Annotated in this window: 23 protein-coding genes, 2 pseudogenes and 1 riboswitch; of the genes and pseudogenes, 22 read left to right on the plus strand and 3 right to left on the minus strand. The window is 41.5% G+C overall.

Features of this window, described 5'->3' with window-relative positions; genetic code table 11:
* Nucleotides 1–5: 5 nt before the first annotated feature.
* Together JJN14_RS01395 and JJN14_RS01400 are read left to right on the plus strand one after the other, a co-directional pair.
* The gene (locus JJN14_RS01395) at nucleotides 6–899 is read left to right on the plus strand and encodes an ABC transporter permease (protein ID WP_201058711.1); all 894 of its coding nucleotides are present in this window, start codon (nucleotides 6–8) and stop codon (nucleotides 897–899) included.
* Between the two features lie 12 nt (nucleotides 900–911).
* Nucleotides 912–1,715 (plus strand): ABC transporter ATP-binding protein, encoded by an 804-nt coding sequence (locus JJN14_RS01400; RefSeq protein WP_201058712.1) that lies wholly within the window; start codon nucleotides 912–914, stop codon nucleotides 1,713–1,715.
* Between the two features lie 43 nt (nucleotides 1,716–1,758).
* Here JJN14_RS01400 and JJN14_RS01405 read toward each other — a convergent pair whose 3' ends face one another.
* The gene (locus JJN14_RS01405; RefSeq protein ID WP_201058713.1) at nucleotides 1,759–3,198 is read right to left on the minus strand and encodes a TrkH family potassium uptake protein; all 1,440 of its coding nucleotides are present in this window, start codon (nucleotides 3,196–3,198) and stop codon (nucleotides 1,759–1,761) included.
* A gap of 3 nt (nucleotides 3,199–3,201) precedes the next feature.
* Entirely contained in the window at nucleotides 3,202–4,551 is a 1,350-nt protein-coding gene (gene trkA / locus JJN14_RS01410; RefSeq protein WP_042750050.1) for a Trk system potassium transporter TrkA, read from the minus strand.
* A gap of 119 nt (nucleotides 4,552–4,670) precedes the next feature.
* Here trkA and JJN14_RS01415 point away from each other — a divergent pair.
* From JJN14_RS01415 to rpsI, 13 genes and pseudogenes are all read left to right on the plus strand, one after another.
* A pseudogene (locus tag JJN14_RS01415) lies at nucleotides 4,671–5,156 on the plus strand (energy-coupling factor transporter transmembrane component T family protein); the annotation flags it as partial.
* Between the two features lie 192 nt (nucleotides 5,157–5,348).
* Nucleotides 5,349–5,852: a tRNA (cytidine(34)-2'-O)-methyltransferase gene (locus JJN14_RS01420; RefSeq protein ID WP_061590052.1), complete on the plus strand. Its 504-nt coding sequence runs from the start codon at nucleotides 5,349–5,351 to the stop codon at nucleotides 5,850–5,852.
* Between the two features lie 59 nt (nucleotides 5,853–5,911).
* Nucleotides 5,912–6,130, plus strand: a riboswitch (FMN riboswitch).
* Nucleotides 6,131–6,294: 164 nt separating this feature from the next.
* Nucleotides 6,295–6,858, plus strand: a complete 564-nt coding sequence (locus JJN14_RS01425) for an ECF transporter S component (protein ID WP_000185834.1) — start codon at nucleotides 6,295–6,297, stop codon at nucleotides 6,856–6,858.
* Entirely contained in the window at nucleotides 6,848–7,498 is a 651-nt protein-coding gene (locus JJN14_RS01430) for a phosphatase PAP2 family protein (RefSeq protein WP_049486654.1), read from the plus strand. Before JJN14_RS01425 ends, JJN14_RS01430 begins: the two co-directional genes overlap by 11 nt.
* A gap of 27 nt (nucleotides 7,499–7,525) precedes the next feature.
* Nucleotides 7,526–7,945 (plus strand): chromosome partitioning protein ParB, encoded by a 420-nt coding sequence (locus JJN14_RS01435; protein WP_049486653.1) that lies wholly within the window; start codon nucleotides 7,526–7,528, stop codon nucleotides 7,943–7,945.
* Between the two features lie 4 nt (nucleotides 7,946–7,949).
* Entirely contained in the window at nucleotides 7,950–8,399 is a 450-nt protein-coding gene (locus JJN14_RS01440; RefSeq protein WP_162489253.1) for a GNAT family N-acetyltransferase, read from the plus strand.
* Between the two features lie 270 nt (nucleotides 8,400–8,669).
* A complete protein-coding gene (pheS, locus tag JJN14_RS01445) occupies nucleotides 8,670–9,716 on the plus strand; it encodes a phenylalanine--tRNA ligase subunit alpha (RefSeq protein ID WP_000103743.1) in 1,047 nt (348 codons plus the stop codon).
* Nucleotides 9,716–10,225: a GNAT family N-acetyltransferase gene (locus JJN14_RS01450; protein ID WP_201058714.1), complete on the plus strand. Its 510-nt coding sequence runs from the start codon at nucleotides 9,716–9,718 to the stop codon at nucleotides 10,223–10,225. Before pheS ends, JJN14_RS01450 begins: the two co-directional genes overlap by 1 nt.
* Before the next feature lie 76 nt (nucleotides 10,226–10,301).
* Nucleotides 10,302–12,707: a phenylalanine--tRNA ligase subunit beta gene (gene pheT / locus JJN14_RS01455; protein WP_201058715.1), complete on the plus strand. Its 2,406-nt coding sequence runs from the start codon at nucleotides 10,302–10,304 to the stop codon at nucleotides 12,705–12,707.
* Nucleotides 12,708–12,942: 235 nt separating this feature from the next.
* Nucleotides 12,943–13,836 (plus strand): ABC transporter ATP-binding protein, encoded by an 894-nt coding sequence (locus JJN14_RS01460; protein WP_124788135.1) that lies wholly within the window; start codon nucleotides 12,943–12,945, stop codon nucleotides 13,834–13,836.
* A complete protein-coding gene (locus tag JJN14_RS01465; RefSeq protein ID WP_201058716.1) occupies nucleotides 13,833–15,032 on the plus strand; it encodes an ABC transporter permease in 1,200 nt (399 codons plus the stop codon). The genes JJN14_RS01460 and JJN14_RS01465 overlap by 4 nt, the downstream gene beginning before the upstream one ends.
* Before the next feature lie 215 nt (nucleotides 15,033–15,247).
* Nucleotides 15,248–15,694, plus strand: a complete 447-nt coding sequence (rplM, locus tag JJN14_RS01470) for a 50S ribosomal protein L13 (protein ID WP_001044624.1) — start codon at nucleotides 15,248–15,250, stop codon at nucleotides 15,692–15,694.
* An 18-nt stretch (nucleotides 15,695–15,712) separates the two neighbouring features.
* Nucleotides 15,713–16,105 carry a 30S ribosomal protein S9 gene (rpsI, locus tag JJN14_RS01475; protein ID WP_000075964.1) on the plus strand — a complete coding sequence of 131 codons (393 nt, stop codon included), beginning with the start codon at nucleotides 15,713–15,715 and terminating at the stop codon, nucleotides 16,103–16,105.
* Between the two features lie 107 nt (nucleotides 16,106–16,212).
* Here rpsI and JJN14_RS01480 read toward each other — a convergent pair.
* A pseudogene (locus tag JJN14_RS01480) lies at nucleotides 16,213–16,566 on the minus strand (tyrosine-type recombinase/integrase); the annotation flags it as partial.
* 541 nt (nucleotides 16,567–17,107) lie between these two features.
* On the opposite strand from JJN14_RS01480, the gene JJN14_RS01485 reads away from it, so the two are divergent.
* The 7 genes from JJN14_RS01485 (at nucleotide 17,108) to JJN14_RS10025 (ending at nucleotide 23,511) form a co-directional block, all read left to right on the plus strand.
* Nucleotides 17,108–17,509 (plus strand): hypothetical protein, encoded by a 402-nt coding sequence (locus tag JJN14_RS01485; RefSeq protein ID WP_201058717.1) that lies wholly within the window; start codon nucleotides 17,108–17,110, stop codon nucleotides 17,507–17,509.
* Between the two features lie 5 nt (nucleotides 17,510–17,514).
* Nucleotides 17,515–17,814 carry a WXG100 family type VII secretion target gene (locus tag JJN14_RS01490; protein ID WP_201058718.1) on the plus strand — a complete coding sequence of 100 codons (300 nt, stop codon included), beginning with the start codon at nucleotides 17,515–17,517 and terminating at the stop codon, nucleotides 17,812–17,814.
* Nucleotides 17,815–17,816: 2 nt separating this feature from the next.
* Nucleotides 17,817–18,515 (plus strand): DUF5081 family protein, encoded by a 699-nt coding sequence (locus tag JJN14_RS01495; RefSeq protein WP_201058719.1) that lies wholly within the window; start codon nucleotides 17,817–17,819, stop codon nucleotides 18,513–18,515.
* Nucleotides 18,502–18,897: a hypothetical protein gene (locus JJN14_RS01500; protein WP_125453231.1), complete on the plus strand. Its 396-nt coding sequence runs from the start codon at nucleotides 18,502–18,504 to the stop codon at nucleotides 18,895–18,897. The genes JJN14_RS01495 and JJN14_RS01500 overlap by 14 nt, the downstream gene beginning before the upstream one ends.
* Nucleotides 18,894–20,822 carry a pre-toxin TG domain-containing protein gene (locus JJN14_RS10020; protein ID WP_236253700.1) on the plus strand — a complete coding sequence of 643 codons (1,929 nt, stop codon included), beginning with the start codon at nucleotides 18,894–18,896 and terminating at the stop codon, nucleotides 20,820–20,822. The genes JJN14_RS01500 and JJN14_RS10020 overlap by 4 nt, the downstream gene beginning before the upstream one ends.
* A 15-nt stretch (nucleotides 20,823–20,837) precedes the next feature.
* Entirely contained in the window at nucleotides 20,838–21,497 is a 660-nt protein-coding gene (locus tag JJN14_RS01510) for a PoNe immunity protein domain-containing protein (RefSeq protein WP_201058720.1), read from the plus strand.
* 133 nt (nucleotides 21,498–21,630) lie between these two features.
* Nucleotides 21,631–23,511 (plus strand): pre-toxin TG domain-containing protein, encoded by a 1,881-nt coding sequence (locus JJN14_RS10025; protein ID WP_236253701.1) that lies wholly within the window; start codon nucleotides 21,631–21,633, stop codon nucleotides 23,509–23,511.
* The last annotated feature ends 2 nt before the right edge of the window (nucleotides 23,512–23,513 follow it).

Below are 23,513 nucleotides of genomic sequence, written 5' to 3' on the forward strand. Positions count from 1 at the left end.
TTAAGATGAATTTTGTGTTATCTAGTTTATCAGAAGGTTTGTTGTGGTCGATTATGGCGATTGGGGTCTACTTGACTTTCCGTATTTTGGATATTGCGGATATGACTGCTGAAGGTGCCTTTCCACTGGGGGCAGCTGTCGTTATATCACAGATACAGGCAGGTATAAATCCTTGGATTGCGACCTTACTGGCTTTGCTGGCAGGTATGGTAGCAGGTCTTGTATCAGGAATGCTCCACACCAAGATGAAAATTCCTGCTCTCTTGACAGGGATTGTGACCTTGACAGGGCTTTATTCAATCAATATTAAAATCATGGGTAGCGTGCCCAATCTTTCCTTGGGAGATTCTTCAACTGTCTTTAAACAATTGGCAATCTTAGGGCTGTCAAATGAAGAAGCTGTTTTCTCACTTAGTTTGGCCTGCCTCTTACTTGTTTGTTTGGTCTTGACTCTTTTGATGAAAACAGAGATTGGCTTGGTCTTGCGTTCGACTGGGGACAATATTCCGATGAGTGAGGCAAATGGGGTCAATGTAGACACCATGAAGATTGTTGGTTACATGATTTCAAACGGCTTGATTGCCCTATGTGGTTCCTTGTTTGCCCAAAATGATGGATTTTCAGATGTGACTTCTGGGACAGGAACTATCGTTGTTGGTTTGAGTGCAGTGATTATTGCGGAAGTCTTGATACACGACTTGACCATTGGAGGCCGCTTGTTATCCATCGGAATTGGTGCTATTGTATACCGTTTGATTATTTTAAATATCTATGAAATTCCAAATCTAGATCAAAACCTGGTTCGTCTCTTTAATGCAATCTTGTTAGCCTTAGTTTTATTTGCGCCAGAATTGCAAAAGAGATTAAAGATTCGTGGTCTAAAATTGAGAAATGAATAGGAGGATAAAGTTATGGCAAGTTTGTTAACACTTGAAAATATTCACAAAACATTTGAAGCAGGGACGGTCAATGAGAACCATGTCCTCAAAGGATTAGATTTAGAGGTTGAAGAGGGAGATTTTATCTCTGTGATTGGTGGAAATGGAGCAGGGAAATCCACTTTGATGAATATCTTGGCTGGCAATCTATTGGTGGATGAAGGGGACCTTTTATTGGCAGGTAAATCCATTAAAAATCTGAGTGTAAGAAAGAGAGCCAAGGATATCGCCCGTGTTTTTCAAGATCCTAAGATGGGAACAGCTTCTCGTTTGACGATTGAGGAGAATATGGCTATTGCCTTGAGACGCGGGCAGAAGAGAGGGCTTGGTTGGGGAGTGAAGGAGAAGGATAGAATCCAGTTCCAAGAAGCCTTGAAAGAGCTGAATATTGGCCTTGAAAACCGCTTGAAAGTAGATACTCAATATCTCTCAGGAGGACAAAGACAGGCCTTGACCCTAGTCATGGCAGCTCTGGTGAAACCCAAACTTTTGCTTTTGGATGAACATACTGCGGCCCTTGACCCGAAAACTAGTCAAATGGTGATGGATTTGACGCAAAAGATTGTGGAACACCATCAGTTGACGACTTTGATGATTACCCACGATATGAACCATGCGATTGAGTATGGTAATCGTCTCATTATGCTCTATCAAGGCAAGATAGTGGTGGATGTCAAGGGAGAGGAGAAAAAGCATCTGACAGTTGAAGATCTCATGCATCTCTTCCAGAAAAATAGTGGTCAAAGTCTAGTCAGTGATGAATTAGTTTTGGGATAAAGAAAAACACCACACTTTGTTAGGTACAAGGTGTGGTTGTATTTTATCTCTTAGACCAAGTTCTCTTCATGAAGAGAAGTAGGATTGGGTATATCTCCAAGCGCCCTGCAATCATTGCAAAGGAGAGGAGAATTTTTGAGATAGGACTAAAGATTGAGAAACTAGAAGTGGTTCCTAGAATAGGCCCGATATTATTGAAACAGCTAAAGACAGCGCTGGTCACAACCAGAAAATCATTGCTATCTAGGCTGACAATAAAGATAAGGGATAGCAAAATCATAGCATAGATGACAAAGTACTTGAGAATCTTATGCTGGGTATCCTTGTCAATCACCGTTTTATTAACATGGAGGGTCAAAACACGGTGGGGCGATAGGATTGACAAAATTTGGTTTTTGGCAATTTTTGAAAGGATGAGGCCTCGAATAACCTTGAGTCCACCTGCGGTTGAACCAGCAGAACCACCGATTCCCATGAGGAAGAGAAGAATAAACTGGGAGAAGAGGGGCCAGTTGGTAATATCTCCGTAACCAAAACCAGTAGTTGTAATGATATTGGAAACCTGGAAGAAGGCCATTTCAAAGCTCTTGGAAAATCCTGGGTAGAGATAGAGGGTATTAAGGCTAATCAAGCCTGTAGAAACTAGCACGATGATCAAGTAAGCACGAAGTTCCTCGTCACCAAAGAAGGCTTTGACGCGACGGAGCATGAGGTAGTAGTAGAGATTGAAATTTACCCCAAAAACCAGAACTCCGATACTAACCAGATAGGTAATCAGTGAACTACCATAGTGGGCAATTCCATCGTTATAGACGGTAAAGCCCCCAGTTCCCGCTGTTCCCATAGCAATGACAAAACTATCAAATAGGGGCATGCCAGCCAGATAATAGATGATGACAAAGAGGGAGAAGAGAGCTAGATAAAGGAGATAGAGAATCTGGGCAGTGTTTTTAAGTTTGGATACAACCTTACCGAAAACAGGACCAGGAACCTCAGCCTTCATTACTTCTAGGTGGCTATTCTTGGCATTATCCATAATAGCAAGTGCAAAAACAAGCACTCCCATTCCTCCAATCAAGTGGGTAAAACTTCGCCAAAAGAGGAGGGAACGGCTGAGAACCGAAACGTCATTCAGAATAGTTGCTCCAGTAGTTGTAAAGCCAGAACTGATTTCAAAAAAAGCATCGATAACACTGGGAATTTGTCTAGCAAAGACAAAGGGGAGACCACCAAAGAAGGACCAAAGGATCCAACAGAGGGCCACAATCAAGATTCCCTCCTTAGCATAAATCCGTTGATTTTTTGGCTTTTGTAAAATTCCTGAACCTCCTAGTAATACGAGAATCCCAATTGTTGTAAAGAGGGCCGTAAAGACTTGGCTCGATTCACGGTAATAGACAGCGACAGACACAGGAACCAAAAGAAGAACAGCTTCAATCAAAAGTAATTTTGAAAGGAGGTAACGAATCATACTTTTATTCATTTCTTACCTCGCAATCAAGTCATAAATCTTGGTGATGTTTGGCAACAGGGTTGTTACTAGGAGCTTGTCTCCAACTTCCAGCATATCCTCCCCAGTTGGGAAAATAGTCTTGCCCTTTCGAATGATAGCTGCAATAAGAACACCTTTTTTCAATTTCAGTTGAGAAAGAGGTTTGGCAGTCATCTTATTAGCTTCCTTGATATGGAATTGCAGGGTTTCGATTTGGCCATTGGCTAGATGGTGCATGGCTTGAAGGTCTGAATACTGGGCATTGACACGACCACGAATAAAGTGCATGATTGTATCTACAGCGATGCTTTTAGGTGTGATGATACTTGAAAAATCAGGCGCATTGATAATCTCGAGGAGACTGGTACGATTGACCTTAGTGATGTTTTTCTGTACACCTACCCTGTCAAGGAACATAGAGGTAATCAGATTTTCCTCATCGACCCCTGTTAGAGTCGCAACGGCATCATAGTTTTGAGCACTTTCTTCCAGCAGGATATCTTTTGCGGTACCATCTCCTTGAACGATGTAGAGATTTGGGAATTTCTCGCTAAAGAAGCTGGCGATTTCAGGATTGATTTCAATAACCTTGGTATCGATACGACTGTCTTTGAGGATACCTAGTAGATAATAGGCAATTCTACCTGCCCCGACGATGAGAAGGCTCTTCACGGCACGAGATTTAAAATAATTATGGAAGAGCATCATATCAACACGGTTACCAGTGACAAAGATTCTATCTTTATCCTGTACAGTCATGTCACCGCTTGGAATGATAATTTGATGATCCCTCTCTATCGCACAGACAATGACATTGCCAAATTTTTTCCGAAAATCAGAAATGGGCATTTGGCAAAGACCACTGGAGGATTTAACAGTGAATTCCATCAAGCTGACTCGTCCACCAAAGAAACGTTCGACAGAGAGGGCGTTGGGGAAGTCAATGATATTCGCGATAGCACGAGCAGCCAAGAGCTCAGGGTTAACGATAAGAGAAAAACCGAGAATATTCTTTTCCTTGAAATAAGAGTTAGAATATTCAGGGTTCCGCACCCGAACGATGGTCTCTTTAGCTCCCATTTTTTTGGCTAGAACGGCTGCAATCATGTTGACTTCATCGTACTCAGTCAGGGCGATAAAGATATCACAATCCTGGACACTGGCTTGCTCAAGGATGGTAAAATCGGCCCCGTTACCAAGGATACCCATGATATCAAAGCGATTGACAATATGATTGAGGACAGCTTCGTCTTGCTCAATCAGCAAAACATCATGCTTTTCTGCAACCAAGGAGCGACAGAGGGCAGAACCAACTTTTCCCCCTCCGACAAGGATAATTTTCATAATAAAACCTACTTTTTCATGATGTAACTATCATACCCTTTTTCAAGAAAAAATGCACCTACTAGCTAATCACCAGAGTTTTTAGTAGGAAATTTGCTATAAGGTAAAACTATACCCTATACCTGTTAAATCTGGCCATTAAGTATCTTTGCACCATTCCTCTGGCTATTATCTTTTTGATGACAACCCACCCTAGTCAGTTTGCTTCCAGTTTAAATCAAATTGGTGTGCCCTATAAGATTGCCTATTCTGTCAGCCTGACCTTGCGCTATATTCCAGATTTGCAGGAAGAATTCTTTACTATCAAGATGTCTCAGGAGGCGCGTGGGATGGAATTATCTAAGAAAGCTTCTCTCATGCAACGAATCAAAGGCAATCTGCGCATTATCACTCCCTTGATTTTTAGCTCGCTAGAACGCATTGATACCATCGCGACCGCTATGGAGCTTCGACGCTTTGGGAAAGAGAAAAAACGCACTTGGTATAGTTATCAGGCCTTGAAAAAAGGAGATTATCTTACCTTGCTCTTGGCAGCCTTGTTTTTAGTAGCTAGTTTACTACTTATCTTGCAGAATCAGGGACGATTTTACAACTCTTGGAAATAGCTCGAAAAAATTGAAAAAATCAAGTCGTTTCTATTGACAATGATTCTGAAAGTGTTATACTAAGAAAGTAGTTTCGCTGATTTACTTCAAACCTGTTGTGAGGTAAGTTAACGATGCCTTAACCACGCTGTTTGCTGAGCTTGACTCCGGGCAGTGTGGCTATTTTTTTGCAATGGTGAAAGGAAGCAAGTCATGACAAATCACATTGTATTATTTGAACCACAAATTCCACAAAATACAGGCAATATCGCGCGTACTTGCGCTGCGACCAATTCTCCCCTCCACATCATCAAGCCAATGGGCTTTCCTATTGATGACCGCAAGATGAAGCGAGCTGGATTGGATTATTGGGATAAACTAGAGATTTATTTTTACGAGAGTTTGGAGTATTTCATGTCTCAGATGAAGGGCAAACTCTATCTGATTTCTAAATTCGCGGAAAAAGTCTATTCTGAGGTGGATTTATCGACTGATGAAGACCATTATTTTCTATTTGGACGTGAAGACAAGGGCTTGCCTGAGGACTTTATGCGAGAACATCCTGAGAAAGCTCTCCGTATTCCTATGAATGATGAACATGTCCGCAGTCTCAATGTGTCTAATACCGTCTGCATGATTGTCTACGAAGCCCTCCGCCAGCAGAACTTTGCAGGTCTTGAGCTTGTTCATACATATGAAGCAGATAAATTGAAATAAAAAATGAAAATGAAAATGAACAAAATGCTTGCGCTTGCAAGCGTTTTTTGTTATGATAAAAGAGTCTTCAGGGCAGGGTGTGATTCCCGACCGGCGGTAAATTTGATTATCTATTTTAGCTTTCTCGTCGTTGTCTTGTCTCGATATACTTTAAGTATTATCTTCGACTGCGACGTCTAGATAAATCTAAAATATCTTAGCCAAATAAGTCCGCGAGCGCAAGCTGATGTGGTGAGATTCCACAACCGACAGTATAGTCTGGATGGGAGAAGACGAAAGAATAGCTTTGTCTGTTCTGATAGATTTATAGCTAGATTGTAACCGCTTGCTTTTGTTTTCTTTAATAGAGTGAGAGGGAACTTTTGGGATATAAAAAGTGAGAATAGATAGAGGAATCCTTTCTAACTTCTTCTGATTTTATAGAAAATTGGAGGAACCTGTTATGACAAACACACGTCGACTTTCGACCATTGCGATTTTATCAGCCATCTCATTTGTGCTGATGTACTTTGACTTTCCGCTTTTACCAGCGGCGTCCTTCCTCAAGATCGAATTTAGTATCTTGCCAGTCCTTGTGGGCTTGGTGGTCATGGATTTGCCTGCTGCTCTAGGAGTTCTCTTGCTTCGCTCACTCTTGAAATTGCTTCTTAACAGCCAGGGAGTGAATACTTACATTGGTTTGCCAATGAATATCGTAGCTTTGGGAGTTTTTGTCATCGTATTTGCTTTGATTTGGAAAAAGGAACGGACAACCCTTCGTTTCCTACTAGGCTCTTTAGCTGGGACTATTGGTTTAACTGTGGCTATGTTGGTTCTCAACTATGTTTACGCTGTTCCTTTGTACGCTAAGTTTGCTAACTTTGATATTGGAAAAATTTTGGGACTTTCCAACTACCTAATGACTATGGTGTTGCCTTTTAATTTGATTGAAGGTGTAATCTTTTCCGTTTCATTCTGGTTGTTGTATGTTCTCTTGAAACCAACCTTAAAACATTATGAGAGATAAACAAACATTTTTAATGAAGGGCAGTTTTGCCCTTTTACTTTTCGTTATTCTTGGCTACATGGTCAAATTTTACCCTGAAGCGCTGGTCGGTTTTGACCAACCGATTCAGACTGCCGTTCGAGGAGACTTGCCAGATTACTTGACTATTCTTTTCAGGGCCATCACACGCTTGATTGATATCCCAGTGATTATCACTTGGGTTGTCATTACAGCTTTTATCTTTTATCGTAAGCGATGGAAGATAGAAAGTTTCTTCATGCTAGGAAATCTGGCTTTGGTAGGTCTTTTAATCGTGATCTTTAAAAATGTCTACCAGCGCCCACGACCGGCTATTTTACACTTGGTTGAGGAGAAGGGATTTTCCTTCCCAAGCGGCCATTCTCTGGCTGTAACCTTGATGGTCGGCTCTCTGATTGTCATTCTCAGTCAACGGATGAAAAATCCAGTCTGGAGAAAAATCGTACAAATCGTCCTTGGCCTCTACCTAGTCAGTGTGTTGGTATCAAGGATCTATCTGGGAGTTCATTATCCATCAGACGTTCTTGCCAGTCTCTGTGTGGGCTTGGGAGTCTTGTTTATCGAATTTCCCTTCTATGACAAGCTGCGCTTCCAATGGCGATTTAAAGGCAAGCAGAAGTGAATATCAAATTCTCTTGAGGAGAAGGAAATGAAAGTCAACATAAAAGCTCTCCATCCGACTCAACTATACTTATCAGAAAAGAAACTAGCAGGCATCCAGACACTTTATCAGTCGGCAGAAATAATCAATGTTGCTCCAATCAGTATTCTTGCGTTCGGAGATTACTTGTTGATCACAGATGGGCATCACAGGGCTTATCAGGCTTTATTGGCAGGTCGGGATACTATTTCTGCTGAGTGGGATAGAGATGGTGGTGATGAACTATATCATCTCTATGCGCAAGCCTGCGAAGAAAGAAAAATCTACTCTGTTCTGGATTTAAAAAATCATATCTTAGCTCAAGATGAGTATGAAGCAAAATGGTATAACTGGTGTGATGGTTTTAATCAAGCAGCAACTCTTTTGTTGAAAAGGAAAGCAGATGAAACAGACCCTACAAATAGATAATTCACTGCGTCTTGTTCCTTATTATAAGGTCAATCATTGTGATGAAGCTTTTGCTTGGTATCAGAATGTGGACTTAGTTTACCTCGTAGATGGGGTGAAGCTTCCTTATAGTCAAGAAACTTTGGAAGCTATGTATTCCTATTTGGATCAGCATGGTGAGCTTTTTTGGATTGAAGTCAAGGAGAAGGGAGAATGGTTTCCAATTGGGGATGTTACACTATCTCAGGATAATCTCCCCATTGTGATTGGGAATTCCGATTACCAACATCGAGGACTTGGAAAAAAGATTCTAAGTACTTTGATTGAATTGGCTCGAGTAAAAGGATGGAAAGAATTGAGAGTCAAGGAAATCTACACCTACAATCATGCTTCTAGGAGGTGTTTCAAGTCGCTTGGATTTGTGGAAAATGGAGCAACAGAAAAAGGAACGAGTTTTATACTGAAATTAGTCTAATCTAACTTGTTTTTTAACTAAAAATCTGATAAACTAAGTAGTAATTGAATAGGAATCCGCAAGACTAGTAACTCAAGAGAAGTATATCAGGGAGGAGAGCCGTGACTGCAAGCTCTCTATATGAAAGCTGGGTGAATTCACTTGCGCATGGATTTAGAAATGAAGGTCTGACTTGTCAGATGAAAACGGATGGTACCGCGTGTCAACGCTCCGAGTGGAGTTTTTGGCATGTGGTTTTCTTTTTATCTACGAGAGACTGATGGAGGAATTATGTCAACTATTGAAGAACAATTAAAAGCGCTTCGTGAAGAAACGCTGGCTAGCTTGAAGCAGATTACTGCTGAAAATGAAAAAGAGATGCAAGATTTGCGTGTCTCAGTCCTTGGTAAAAAGGGTTCGCTCACTGAAATCCTCAAAGGGATGAAAGATGTTTCTGCTGAGATGCGTCCAATTATTGGGAAACACGTCAATGAAGCTCGTGATGTCTTGACAGCTGCCTTTGAAGAAACAGCTAAGCTTTTGGAAGAAAAGAAAGTTGCAGCTCAATTAGCAAGTGAGAGTATCGATGTGACCCTTCCAGGTCGTCCTGTTGCGACTGGTCACCGTCATGTCCTCACACAAACCAGTGAAGAAATCGAAGATATTTTCATTGGGATGGGTTACCAAGTTGTGGATGGTTTTGAAGTGGAGCAAGATTACTATAACTTTGAACGTATGAACCTTCCAAAAGACCACCCAGCTCGTGATATGCAGGATACTTTCTATATCACTGAAGAAATCTTGCTCCGTACCCACACGTCTCCAGTGCAGGCGCGTGCTATGGATGCCCATGATTTCTCTAAAGGTCCTTTGAAAATGATCTCACCAGGGCGTGTGTTCCGTCGTGATACGGACGATGCAACCCACAGTCACCAGTTCCACCAAATCGAAGGCTTGGTTGTTGGAAAGAACATCTCTATGGCTGACCTTCAAGGAACCCTTCAGTTGATTGTGCAAAAAATGTTCGGTGAAGAGCGTCAAATTCGTTTGCGTCCATCTTATTTCCCATTCACAGAGCCATCTGTTGAAGTGGATGTTTCTTGCTTCAAGTGTGGTGGAGAAGGATGTAACGTATGTAAGAAAACTGGTTGGATCGAAATTATGGGTGCCGGTATGGTTCACCCACGTGTCCTTGAAATGAGTGGTATCGATGCGACTGTTTACTCTGGATTTGCCTTTGGTCTTGGACAAGAGCGTGTAGCTATGCTCCGTTATGGAATCAACGATATCCGTGGATTCTACCAAGGAGATGTCCGCTTCTCAGAACAGTTTAAATAATGATTAGAAAAGTAGAAATGGCAGATGTTGAGGTGTTGGCTAAAATTGCCAAACAAACCTTTCGTGAAACATTTGCTTATGATAATACGGAAGAGCAGTTACAGGAATACTTTGAAGAGGCTTATAGTCTGAGAGTTTTGTCAACTGAGTTGGAAAATCCTGACTCTGAAATCTATTTCATTATGCATGAAGAGGAGATAGCCGGTTTTCTCAAAGTCAACTGGGGAATTGCTCAGACTGAGAGAAAATTAGAGGATGCTTTTGAAATTCAACGCCTTTATGTGCTACAAAGATACCAAGGATTTGGGTTTGGTAAGCAACTGTTTGAATTCGCTCTTGAACTTGCTACCAAAAATAGTTTTTCTTGGGCTTGGTTAGGTGTTTGGGAGCATAATACAAAAGCTCAAGCGTTTTATAATCGATATGGTTTTGAAAAATTTAGCCAACATCATTTTATGGTTGGTCAAAAAGTAGATACGGATTGGTTACTGAGAAAGAAATTAAGGTAAGAAGATGATTCTTCTATTGAAATGATAGGAAAGGAAAAGAACTAGAGTGGCAACTGTCATTCTGGAGAACTAAATTATGCTTGTATCTTATAAATGGTTAAAAGAATTGGTGGACATTGATGTGCCATCACAAGAGTTGGCTGAAAAAATGTCAACTACAGGGATCGAGGTAGAAGGTGTTGAATCACCTGCTGCTGGTCTCTCAAAAATTGTCGTCGGTGAGGTCTTGTCTTGCGAAGATGTGCCAGAAACTCACCTCCATGTTTGTCAGGTTAACGTTGGCGAAGAAGAAGCCCGTCAAATCGTTTGTGGTGCACCGAATGTGCGTGCTGGTATCAAGGTTATGGTGGCTCTTCCAGGAGCTCGCATCGCTGACAATTACAAGATCAAAAAAGGAAAAATCCGTGGTTTAGAGTCACTTGGAATGATCTGTTCGCTTGGTGAACTGGGAATTTCTGACTCAGTTGTGCCTAAGGAATTCGCAGATGGCCTCCAAATCTTGCCAGAAAGTGCCGTTCCTGGAGATGAAGTCTTCTCATATCTAGACTTGGATGATGAAATCATCGAACTTTCTATCACACCCAACCGTGCGGATGCCCTTTCTATGCGTGGAGTGGCTCACGAGGTGGCAGCTATCTATGATAAGGCAGTCAACTTTAAACAATTTACTCTTTCAGAAACTGACCAAGCTGCGGCAGATGCACTTTCTGTGGGCATTGAGACAGACAAGGCGCCTTACTATGCCGCTCGTATCTTGGATAATGTGACCATCGCACCAAGTCCACAATGGTTGCAAAACCTTCTCATGAACGAAGGAATCCGTCCAATCAATAACGTAGTGGACGTGACCAACTACATCCTTCTCTACTTTGGTCAACCAATGCATGCCTTTGACTTGGATACCTTTGAAGGAACTGACATTCGTGTGCGTGAAGCGCGTGCTGGTGAAAAATTAGTGACCTTGGATGGTGAAGAACGTGACTTGGAAACAAATGACCTAGTCATCACTGTCGCAGACAAGCCAGTAGCTCTTGCAGGTGTCATGGGCGGTCAAGCAACAGAAATCTCTGAGAAATCTAGTCGTGTCGTCCTTGAAGCTGCAGTCTTCAACGGAAAATCAATCCGTAAGACCAGCGGTCGTCTTAACCTTCGTTCTGAGTCATCTTCTCGCTTTGAAAAAGGCATCAATGTGGCAACTGTTAACGAAGCTCTTGATGCGGCGGCTAGCATGATTGCAGAACTTGCAGGTGCGACGGTGCGCAAAGGCATCGTTTCAGCGGGTGAGCTTGATACCTCTGATGTGGAAGTTTCTTCAACTCTTGCTGATGTTAACCGTGTCCTCGGAACTGATCTTTCTTATGCTGATGTAGAAGACGTCTTCCGTCGTCTTGGATTTGGTCTTTCTGGAAATGCAGATAGCTTCACAGTTAGCGTACCACGTCGTCGTTGGGATATCACTATCGAAGCAGACCTCTTTGAAGAAATCGCTCGTATCTATGGTTATGACCGCTTGCCAACCAGCCTTCCAAAAGACGATGGGACAGCTGGTGAATTGACTGCGACACAAAAACTCCGCCGTCAAGTTCGTACCATTGCTGAAGGAGCAGGTTTGACAGAAATCATTACCTACGCTCTAACAACTCCTGAAAAAGCAGTCGAGTTTACGGCTCAACCAAGTAACCTTACTGAACTCATGTGGCCAATGACAGTGGACCGTTCTGTCCTCCGTCAAAATATGGTGTCTGGTATCCTTGATACTGTTGCTTACAACGTGGCTCGTAAGAATAAAAACTTGGCTCTTTATGAAATCGGAAAAGTCTTTGAGCAAACTGGTAATCCAAAAGAAGAACTTCCAAATGAGATTAACAGCTTTGCCTTTGCCTTGACAGGCTTGGTTGCTGAAAAAGATTTCCAAACAGCAGCAGTTCCAGTTGATTTCTTCTATGCTAAGGGAATCCTTGAAGCCCTCTTTGCTCGTTTGGGAATCCAAGTAACCTATACGGCAACATCTGAAATCGCTAGCCTTCACCCAGGACGTACAGCCGTGATTTCACTCGGTGACCAAGTTCTTGGTTTCCTTGGGCAAGTGCATCCAGTCACTGCTAAGGCCTACGATATTCCAGAAACGTATGTAGCTGAGCTTAACCTTTCAGCCATCGAAGCTGCCCTTCAACCAGCTACTCCATTTGTGGAAATTACTAAATTCCCAGCAGTTAGCCGTGACGTTGCCCTTCTCCTTAAGGCAGAAGTGACTCACCAAGAAGTTGTGGACGCTATCCAAGCTGCCGGTGTGAAACGTTTGACAGATATCAAACTCTTTGACGTTTTCTCAGGCGAAAAATTGGGACTTGGTATGAAGTCAATGGCTTATAGCTTGACTTTCCAAAATCCAGAAGACAGCTTAACGGACGAAGAAGTCGCACGCTATATGGAAAAAATCCAAGCGTCTCTCGAAGAAAAAGTCAATGCAGAAGTGCGTTAAAGTATCAATCCATCCTTCGGGGTGGATTTTTGCTTTTCAAATAACAATTCAGGATCAAAAATAGACAGTTGAGGAACAGAGAAGATAAATTGGAGTTTACCAGTGTATAATGTACTCATAACTCAAAGTACCCTAAGATTTTTTACTAAAATGAGGATGATAAAAATGGACAGAAATCATTGTAAAGGCTATCAAAAAGGAGTATAATGAGTGCAAGACATTTCGGAGGTGAAAGATGCTAGAAGTAAGAAGTCTAGAGAAAAGTTTTGGACCCAAGCAAGTTTTGTTTGGTATTGACTTTCAAGCGCGACCAGGTCGTATTTTGGGACTAGTCGGGAAAAATGGTGCTGGGAAGACAACGATTTTCCACAGTATTTTGAAGTTTTTAGAATATCAAGGAGAAATTAGTCTGGATGGTCAGGATATTCGTCAGGAGACCTATGCTCGGATTGGCTATCTGCCTGAAGAACGCAGTCTCATGCCTAAATTGACAGTCCTTGAACAAGTTCGTTACTTGGCGACGCTAAAAGGTATGGATGCCAAGGAGATCAAGGAAAAACTCCCTCAATGGATGAAGAGGTTGGAAGTGAAAGGAAAGTTGACAGATAAAATTAAGAGTCTGTCAAAAGGAAATCAGCAGAAGATTCAGCTCATTATTACTCTGATTCATGAACCAGACTTGATTATCTTGGATGAGCCTTTCAGTGGATTGGACCCAGTCAATACCGAATTACTCAAGCAAGTTATTTTTCAGGAAAAAGAGCGTGGAGCAACCATTATCTTTTCTGACCATGTCATGACCAATGTCGAGGAACTTTGTGACGATATTCTGATGATTCGAGATGGTCGTGTAGTCTTGCATGGGCCAGTCCAGGATGTCCGCAATCAATACGGGAAAACGCGTCTCTTTGTTTCAAGTGAACGAAGCAAGGAAGAATTGGAAAGTCTTCCTCATGTCAAACAGGTGAGCTTGACCAAACAAGGCAGTTGGAAATTGATCCTAGATGACGAGAGCGCTGGAAGGGAACTCTTCCCAATCTTGACTCAGGGGCAATATATCGCAACCTTTGACCAACAAGCGCCAACAATTGATGAAATCTTTAAACTAGAATCAGGGGTGGAAGTATGAGCAATATGTGGGTTGTAATGAAGGAAACCTATCTTCGACATGTCAAATCGTGGAGTTTCTTCTTTATGGTGATTTCACCATTCTTGTTTATCGGTCTCTCTGGAGGAATTGGCTATCTCCAAGGCTCTTCTATGGCCAAAAATAGTAAGATAGCAGTAGTAACAACTGTGCCATCTGTGGAAGATGGGCTCAAGGGTACTAATGGTATCAACTTTGATTATAAGGATGAAGCCAGTGCCCAAGCTGCTATCAAAGATGAGAAAATCAAGGGTTACCTAACTATTGATCAAGAGGATAGTGTCATCAAAGCCGTTTACTATGGTGAAACTTCTCTTGAAACAGGCATCAAGCTAGCAGTAACCAATAAACTCAATGAGTTTCAAGCTCAACTCAATCGCTCGGCGGCTAATTTGTCCCAAGAGCAGGAAAAGCGCCTGAGTCAAACCGTTGACTTTACGGAGAAGATTGATGAATCCAAGGAAAACAAAAAAATTGTTCAAACCATTGCGGCCGCAGGGCTTGGTTTCTTCCTCTATATGATTTTGATTACCTATGCTAGTGTCACTGCCCAGGAAGTAGCTAGTGAGAAAGGAACCAAAATCATGGAGGTGGTCTTCTCTAGTATCCGAGCTAGCCATTATTTCTACGCTCGCATGCTGGCTCTGCTTCTTGTGATTTTGACCCATATCGGCATCTATGTCGTAGGTGGTCTCGCTGCCATTCTGCTCTTTAAGGATTTGCCATTATTAGCCCAGTTTGGTATTTTGGACCATTTAGGAGATGCTTTCTCTCTAAATACCTTGCTCTTTATTTTAGTCAGTCTCTTTATGTACGTAGTTTTGGCAGCCTTCCTAGGTTCCATGGTTTCTCGTCCTGAGGATGCAGGAAAAGCCTTGTCACCTTTGATGATTGTGATTGTGGTAGGTTTTGTGGGGGTTACTGCCCTAGGCTCTGCAGGGGACAATTTGATTTTGAAAATTGGTTCTTATATTCCCTTTATTTCGACTTTCTTCATGCCATTTAGAGCTATTAATGGCTATGCAAATGGGTTAGAAGCTTGGATTTCGCTTGCTATTACGATTGCTTTTGCAGTAATTGCAACAGTCTTTATTGGGCGTATGTATGCTAGTCTCGTTCTGCAGACAGATGATTTAGGTCCTTGGAAAACATTTAAACGTGCCTTATCTTATAAATAGAAGAGCCTCGCGAAAGCGAGGTTTTTTAGAGATAAAAAGAGTGGAATTCAGAAAAATATTTTTCATATCTATTGACTTTTAGGGGTGAAATTTGGTATTATAGTAGGCGGTATTGTTTACCCCATTTGAAAGGCCCCGGAACCTTCCAAATACTTTTCGATGGGAAGGAACACCCATCACCGTAAACAAAAATCGAACTATATATAGGAGAAATCATGAACAAAACAACATTTATGGCTAAACCAGGCCAAGTTGAACGTAAATGGTACGTAGTTGACGCAACTGATGTACCACTTGGACGTCTTTCTGCAGTAGTTGCTAGCGTACTTCGCGGAAAAAACAAACCAACATTTACACCACACACTGATACAGGTGACTTTGTGATTGTTATCAATGCTGAAAAAGTTAAATTGACTGGTAAAAAAGCAACTGATAAAATCTACTACACTCACTCAAACCACCCAGGTGGATTGAAACAAATCTCTGCAGGTGAACTTCGTTCTAAAAATGCAGTACGTTTGATCGAGAAATCAGTTAAAGGTATGCTTCCACACAATACACTTGGACGCGCTCAAGGTATGAAGTTGAAAGTATTTGTTGGAGCTGAGCACACTCACGCTGCACAACAACCAGAAGTTCTTGATATTTCAGGACTTATCTAAGGAAAGGAACAATAAAGTATGTCACAAGCACAATATGCAGGTACTGGACGTCGTAAAAACGCTGTTGCACGCGTTCGCCTTGTTCCAGGAACTGGTAAAATCACTGTTAACAAAAAAGATGTTGAAGAGTACATCCCACACGCTGACCTTCGTCTTGTCATTAACCAACCATTTGCAGTTACTTCAACTGCAGGTTCATACGACGTTTTCGTTAACGTTGTAGGTGGTGGATACGCTGGTCAATCAGGAGCTATCCGTCACGGTATCGCTCGTGCCCTTCTTCAAGTAGACCCAGACTTCCGCGATTCATTGAAACGCGCAGGACTTCTTACACGTGACTCACGTAAAGTTGAACGTAAGAAACCAGGTCTTAAGAAAGCTCGTAAAGCATCACAATTCTCAAAACGTTAATCAATACGATTATATCAACGTTTCAAAGCACTCAAGAGTTTACCTCATGGGTGCTTTTTTCTATACTTTCTAAAAAAGTTTGCCCTAAAATTTGCCCTAAAATTACCCTACTTGTTTTTAAGATGTTGGTAGGCAACTTGTCCAGCAGATAATGGAACTATGTTTGAAGCATTAACATAAGTTTTAGTTGTAATTGTATCGCTATGAGTTAATGCTTCAGAAATAGCTTCTAAGCTCATTCCTGCTTGTTTAGCAAGCGTGGCCCCTGTATGTCGTAATTTGTGAGGTGTAGCATGTGCCAGTTCTTTATGTCACTTTCTAATACTTTTCATTTTATTGTTCGGATAGTCAGCATGTAAAGGCTTATTGATGTTTCCTTTTGTGTCGATATATGTAAAAACAAATTGTTCTGGATTACTGATGATGCCAAACCTTGCTAGTTCATATTTTTGTTGTTCTTTCATTAGTATCTGAGTGGGGTGTTAATGAAGCATGAGTATGGTGAAATAGATGGAAAACGTGGTCAGGTAATCCGAGTTTATTGAGCAGTGTTATGATTGTTGCACGGTTGTTTTGGTTAGACATGTGATTTCCATAATTTATAGATTTGTTTGAGGAAATCGTTTTTTTGAAATAGCTATCCATATCATTATTGAAATTCTTTAAACCATTAAGAATAGTAGCTAGAACAGATCGTTTCCGATTTCAAGAATTTATGTTTAGCAGATTTTTTTAAAAGGATATTTTCCTTAATGTTAGACTTTTATGAATTGGCTCAAATATGGAAAAATATTGAAAGAGCCAACTCTGTACTGAATAGGATTAGATCCTTTTTCATTTGATTTTAAATAACTTGAAAATATGATAAAATAAAATAAAAATATTTTTAAAGTGTTACCCGACTTTATTCGAGGGATCATACTATCCCTTCTTATTTAATGAATTCGTGGTATTCTTTCGCTTGTTTTAATACAGAAAAGTTTTAGAAGGGGGTTACTCAGTATGTCGTTATGGGATGCGTGGTTTGGAACAGACACAGAAAAGAAAAGGGAACAATATAGAGCATTGTACAATGACTTGAACAGTCAATTAAAAAGCTTTAATTCTAAATTAAAAACAATGGAAGGAAAAGTCGATAGCTATAACAGTTCTCGATCTTCAATGAGTTTAAGTTTTATTCCAGAGGATGTTTTTAGTGATAGCGAAGATCGAGTAAAAGGAAAAGTTGATACTGTACGAACCAATCAGTCTAGAGATGCAAAAAGCTTATCGAGTGCTGTTGATGCAGCCTATGAACGATACAAATACTATGAGCGTTTAGCTGAGCAAGAACGCCGGGAGAGGGAGGCAGAGGCGAGACGTCAAGCTGAAGAACGTAGGCAAAGAAACCGTAGAAGGAGGTAAGTTCAATGGCAGATTTAAAAATAAAATATAAGGATCTAGAGACAGCTATTCAGCTTTCAAAAGAAATTAATCAGGAATTGACAAGTTCCTACCAAACTGTCACTCAATTAAAAAGTTATCTCCAGTCAGCCAAGTGGTCTGGGAAAACAAAGGTGGCTTTTGAGTCCTATCTAGACATCATCCATAAATACCATAAAGATTTGAGAACTATTATGGAAGAACATGAAAAAGCAGTAACAAGTTTGAAAAACTCCATTGATAGCTATAATAGTTCATCGGAAGTTGCATCAATTAAAGGGTTGTAAGTATGTCAAATAAAGAAACTTTTTCCATTCACGAACTCCATTATCTGATTGGTTCCTTTGACGGGGAACTAATACCTGGTTTGCCAACACTAGACGATATTGTAACTGCTTCTGAACTAGTGTGGACGATAGCTAAGGAAGCTCTTGAGAAAAAAGGCCTAGTTAATGAGGATGGTTCTTTGACAAAATCGGGTTTTACCATAGTTGAAACTCTACGGGAGTATTGCTTAGGAACAACCTTGATCATTCTGAATAATTTCTATTTCATGCACTGCCGTGACAGCGACTTCTCTATTCTTATCATTGATACTGGTCAGGGATATCAACTTGCCAAGATTAGTCCTATGAGTCGCTTATTATTGCTTCAAGATAAGTTATCGCTTGTGACAAGGATTCCTCTGGAAGATGAGGTTGATTTTCTAACTGAAAGAAGACAACTCACTTCTGATATCGAAACAGCTTTAGCATCTGATCAAGTTCTGATGGTACAGTATTATCCTTTGGAACAAATGTGCGAGACCAGACACGCAGCACTATTGACATCTTCTTATCTCTTTGTTGAAGAAGAGGGAGAATTGCTGGGATTTGATGTGAATCAAGAGGAGTTATATCGTTTTAGTCAATACTATTTCCTTGAGAGATTGTATAGTTGGCTTTCTATTCCGTTTAGAGAGGAGGATTTTGAAAATGGTTCTAATTGAAGCTACTACAATGGATGGTGGTGGATCTAACGAAATCGTCATGAATCCTGATGAATTACAGGCAATCATGCGTTACATCACCACAGTTGAGGTTTCATTTCAAAATAATTTGGCTCCAAAATTGAAGAGCCTTTCTGAAACAAAATATTATGAGGGTGGAGAAGCCTCCAAGGCAATGGATCACTATTCTAAAATGCTCAACAAAGTGAATGAAGTTGGCGACCTATATCGACGTGCCAATAGTGAAATTTTAAGTATGATGGGACAGTGGCTCCAACAAGATGCTCAGTTGCGAGATGATTTTCTAAATGGTCTTTCTTCTAACCCTACTCTGGTACAAAACTTAGAAACTCTGGGAATGATTCCGCGAGGTGACCAATGACCAAAGATGTAGAACTTCATTCATCGACCTGGAAGACGATGAAACAAGCCATTACGGGACTTACTGAAAATTCCACAATCTCTAGCAGCGGCTATGGGAATTACACCAATGCTCAAGCAGGAGCCTATGGTATTGGAACAGCTTCAACCGGATTTGCCAAACGAGTAGAAGAGCTGGTCAAGATTTCTGAGAAGGTTCAACGCTTGATAGCAGAAAAGGATACGGACGGTGCTGTGTCCTATAGCTATCATGATGACACAAGCACGGCACAAACTCTGCAATCCAAACTCTCCACCTTGGAGCGGTATGCGGGGAATGTTCCCACCTACATCAAGGATAAAATCGACCATCCCTTCTATGAGGCTATGGACAAGGTAGGAGCCAAGCTCGAAGCCCTCAACATTCAACAGTATAAAACGACTAACAAGGTTGGTTATAAGCGAATTGAATCTATGACAGATCCCTATGGCCATCCCGTCGGTACCAAGGAAGTCGTCCCTGCTGAGATTGGGATTGACGAACTCTACAAGGTTGATAGCCCTTATAGAACGGCTCTACAGAAAAGCTACGAGGAGTTCAAGAAAAGCAAGGACTATAAGGAACACAAGCTGACGGAGACAGAATATGTCCAAGCCATGCACCAAACTCGAGCTTTCGAGTATGTATCGATTGACGACGAGAAATCTAAGATAGAGATGTGGCGGGATATCGCTCTAGGAGTTGGCCTTGTTGTCTTGACTATTTTCTGTCCCCCAGCAGGAGCCGTAGCAGGAGTAGCCTTGGCTAGTGCTGACATGTACTCAGCAGCGACCGGTAAGGACTGGGGCACTGGACGAGAGTTGGACACATCCGAGAGAACACTGAGGGGAACCTTTGCCTTGTTTGACTTGATACCAGCAGGGAAATACCTAGGGACTTTAGCCAAGACAGGAAAGACAGCAGGGCTCACTGCCGTTAAGAATAGTCTCAAAACGACCTTGAAAGAAGGTTTGGAACAAGGAGCTAGGAACCTGGATAGTTTCAAAGGTGTCTTGAAGAATGCCAAGGGCTTGGGGGATAATGTTTATCACTCCTTATCTACTTACCGTAAACAAATCACCCATCAGCTAAAAAATTCAGTGGATGAAAAAGTTTTAAACCTAAGCAAGGCTACCCAAGAGGGACTGGAGCGAGCCAAGCAGTTTACTTTGGAAGTACCGACTATCAGAAGTACGCAGGTAGCACCTGTTGGTTCTGCCAATATACACGCGTTCTCTACACGTGATACAACAACCATGAAATTGGGAGACACAGGTCTAGGAAAGAGCTTGGATAATCTAGCTTCTAAAGCAAAGAATGTAGAAAACGCCCGACTGGATAAACTCAGAGCTCGTAATGCTTTCTATACAACCAAGGAAGAGTGGATGAAGGAGATGAAAGAAGGGGATGTCTTCCTACATACCGATGTCCACAGCAAGATTGAAATCCTCAAGCAAAGAGGGATCATATCAGAGGTTGATGACGGCACTATTGAACTTATCAGTAATATGCGCAAAGGAAACTACGGCGAGATGACTACGGACGAGATCTATCGTCAGCTGGGTTATGAGCGCATCAGTCTGGACATGACCACAGAAATCGATGGAGCCACCCACCATGGAATTGATGGGGTCTACCACAATCCTAATGGGCACCCGCCTTATATCATCGCAGAAGCTAAGTATGGCAGTGCTCGCTTAAGTTACTTGAAGAATTCGAAAATCAAGCAGATGAGTCATCCGTGGGTAGAACGCAGATTGAAAGATGCAGTCGGTAAAGGAACGTATGATGAAATTGATAGAGCGATGAAGCACGGAGATGTTGGTTATCAGTTAGTGAAGGTTAGGAAGAATGGCGACATTATGATAAATAATCTCGATAAGAAGGCGAATATTATCCGCCCATAGAAAAGGAGTTAATACATGTTAAGAGATAAAATTCAAACAGAGGAATATTTCCAAGAAAATTTTGTATGGTATTCTAAAACATTACAGAGAAAAATAACTGAATTTCCTGATATAAATCCAGAGTATTATGAGCACCATTTTAGATCTATGGTTATTAATTATGAAGATTTATTAAGAGTTGGCTACTCTTTAGGGAAGGATGTTCAGGAGCTCTTTCCTTATTACCAAGGGATCCTCTCCAACTTAAAAGAGGTCGCTTCGGAAGGAGTTCCTTTTGACTTGGCGGTTGATATATTTGCCTTAGGAGTTCTTTATAGTGAGCGTAAGGAAGAGTTTTTGGATGATTTGAAGGCTATTTATGAGCAGATGGACCACACAGATGGCTTGATTGAATACTATATGGTTTATCTATTCCATGATAAGATAGTTCCTTTCCATTCGATTTTAGAGTATCAAAATATGATTGAGGACACCTATGAGAGTGTAGCCAAGGCGCAGGGCTTCTGGTACTATAGCCACTCAGATGCCCCATGGTATAATAATCATACCAAAGATACTTATGTGGGCTACTGGAGTTTTGACACCGCCGCAACTTGCAAAATCAAAGGAATCTACGACGAACGCTTGAAAGACCTAGAATATTTCCCATATGACCTTCTAGTCCAAGAAAATTAAGAAAACTGGGTTTCTACCCAGTTTTTATCAAACAAGATACCAAGTTTAGAGATGATTTTCTAAATGGTTTTTCTTCTAATCCTACTCTGGTACAAAACTTAGAAACTATGGGAATGATTCCGCGAGGTGACCAATGACCAAAGATGTAGAACTTCATTCATCGACCTGGAAGACGATGAAACAAGCCATTACGGGACTTACTGAAAATTCCACAATCTCTAGCAGCGGCTATGGGAATTACACCAATGCTCAAGCAGGAGCCTATGGTATTGGAACAGCTTCAACCGGATTTGCCAAACGAGTAGAAGAGCTGGTCAAGATTTCTGAGAAGGTTCAACGCTTGATAGCAGAAAAGGATACGGACGGTGCTGTGTCCTATAGCTATCATGATGACACAAGCACGGCACAAACTCTGCAATCCAAACTCTCTACCTTGGAGCGGTATGCAGGAAATGTTCCCACCTACATCAAGGATAAAATCGACCGCCCCTTCTATGAGGCGATGGACAAGGTAGGAGCCAAGCTCGAAGCCCTCAACATTCAACAGTATAAAACGACTAACAAGGTTGGTTATAAGCGAATTGAATCTATGACAGATCCCTATGGTCATCCCGTCGGTACCAAGGAAGTCGTCCCTGCTGAGATTGGGATCGACGAACTCTACAAGGTTGATAGCCCTTATAGAACGGTTCTACAGAAAAGCTACGAGGAGTTCAAAAACAGCAAGGACTATAAGGAACACAAGCTGACGGAGACAGAATATGTCCAAGCCATGCACCAAACTCGAGCTTTCGAGTATGTATCGATAGATGACGAGAAATCTAAGATAGAGATGTGGCGGGATATCGCTCTGGGAGTTGGCCTTGTTGTCTTGACTATTTTCTGTCCCCCAGCAGGAGCCGTAGCAGGAGTAGCCTTGGCTAGTGCTGACATGTACTCAGCAGCTACCGGTAAGGACTGGGGCACTGGACGAGAGTTAGATGCGACCGAGAGAACACTGAGGGGAACCTTTGCCTTGTTTGACTTGATACCAGCAGGGAAATACCTAGGGACTTTAGCCAAGACAGGAAAGACAGCAGGGCTTACTGCCGTTAAGAATAGTCTCAAAACGACTTTGAAAGAAGGCTTGGAACAAGGAGCTAAGAACTTAGACAGTTTCAAAGGTGTCTTGAAGAATGCCAAGGGCTTGGGGGATAATGTCCTTTCCCAAATTAAAACCTATGGCAAACAGCTAGATAATCTCCGCCCAAGTAAGATTTTATCGAATTCGGCAGAAAGCCTTAGCAATGGTCTACGAAATGCGGACAATATGCTCAGTGAAGCAGCTCAGAACTTCCGTCTGAATATTGGGCTGGAGCCACAACTAGCGAGTGGTGTCATGTCAAGTAGTGGAGGGAAGTTATCTCATTTAGCAGATAATCTCAGTGCTTTCGCGAAGAATCTAGATGGTAGTGTGGATGATGTCGTGGAAGCCAACCGGTTCTCCTCAGAGTGGCATAATTTGCAGAAAAGTTTTCCGGATTCAGGATTATCAGAACGACAATCAGAAAAGATAGTCAATATTAAACCAAGTGAAACAATTAAACGACCAGATCCGGAGCAATATTTGAGTTCTAATTATATTAAAGAACATAATGCCTTATTTGACGAAGGGGTGGCAGCTTTTGCTAAAAATGATTATTGGATTCAAAAAGAAGGTTATTTTGGTCGACCGGATGGTGCATTTGTCTTTCCAAAAGATGTAGCTGAAGCTATGGTCAAGGAAGCTGATGGTGATCCCCATGTACTTGAAAAACTTTTGGGACTTGATAAAGGTAGTCTTGGAAATAATCCAATTATGATCGAACCTAAGGAAGTTGAAAATCTGAGGATTCCAAGTGGCAATGAGGGCGGAGCAAGCGGGAATGTTCAATGGCGTCCGGGTGGTAAGACCTATCCGGGTGGTGTTCCAGAATCTGTGATTGACAGAGTTCCTAAAGATAAATTGAACATTAAAGAATTGTGGAGTGAATAATA

The organism is Streptococcus mitis, from assembly GCF_016658865.1.
Lineage (GTDB): Bacteria > Bacillota > Bacilli > Lactobacillales > Streptococcaceae > Streptococcus > Streptococcus mitis_BT.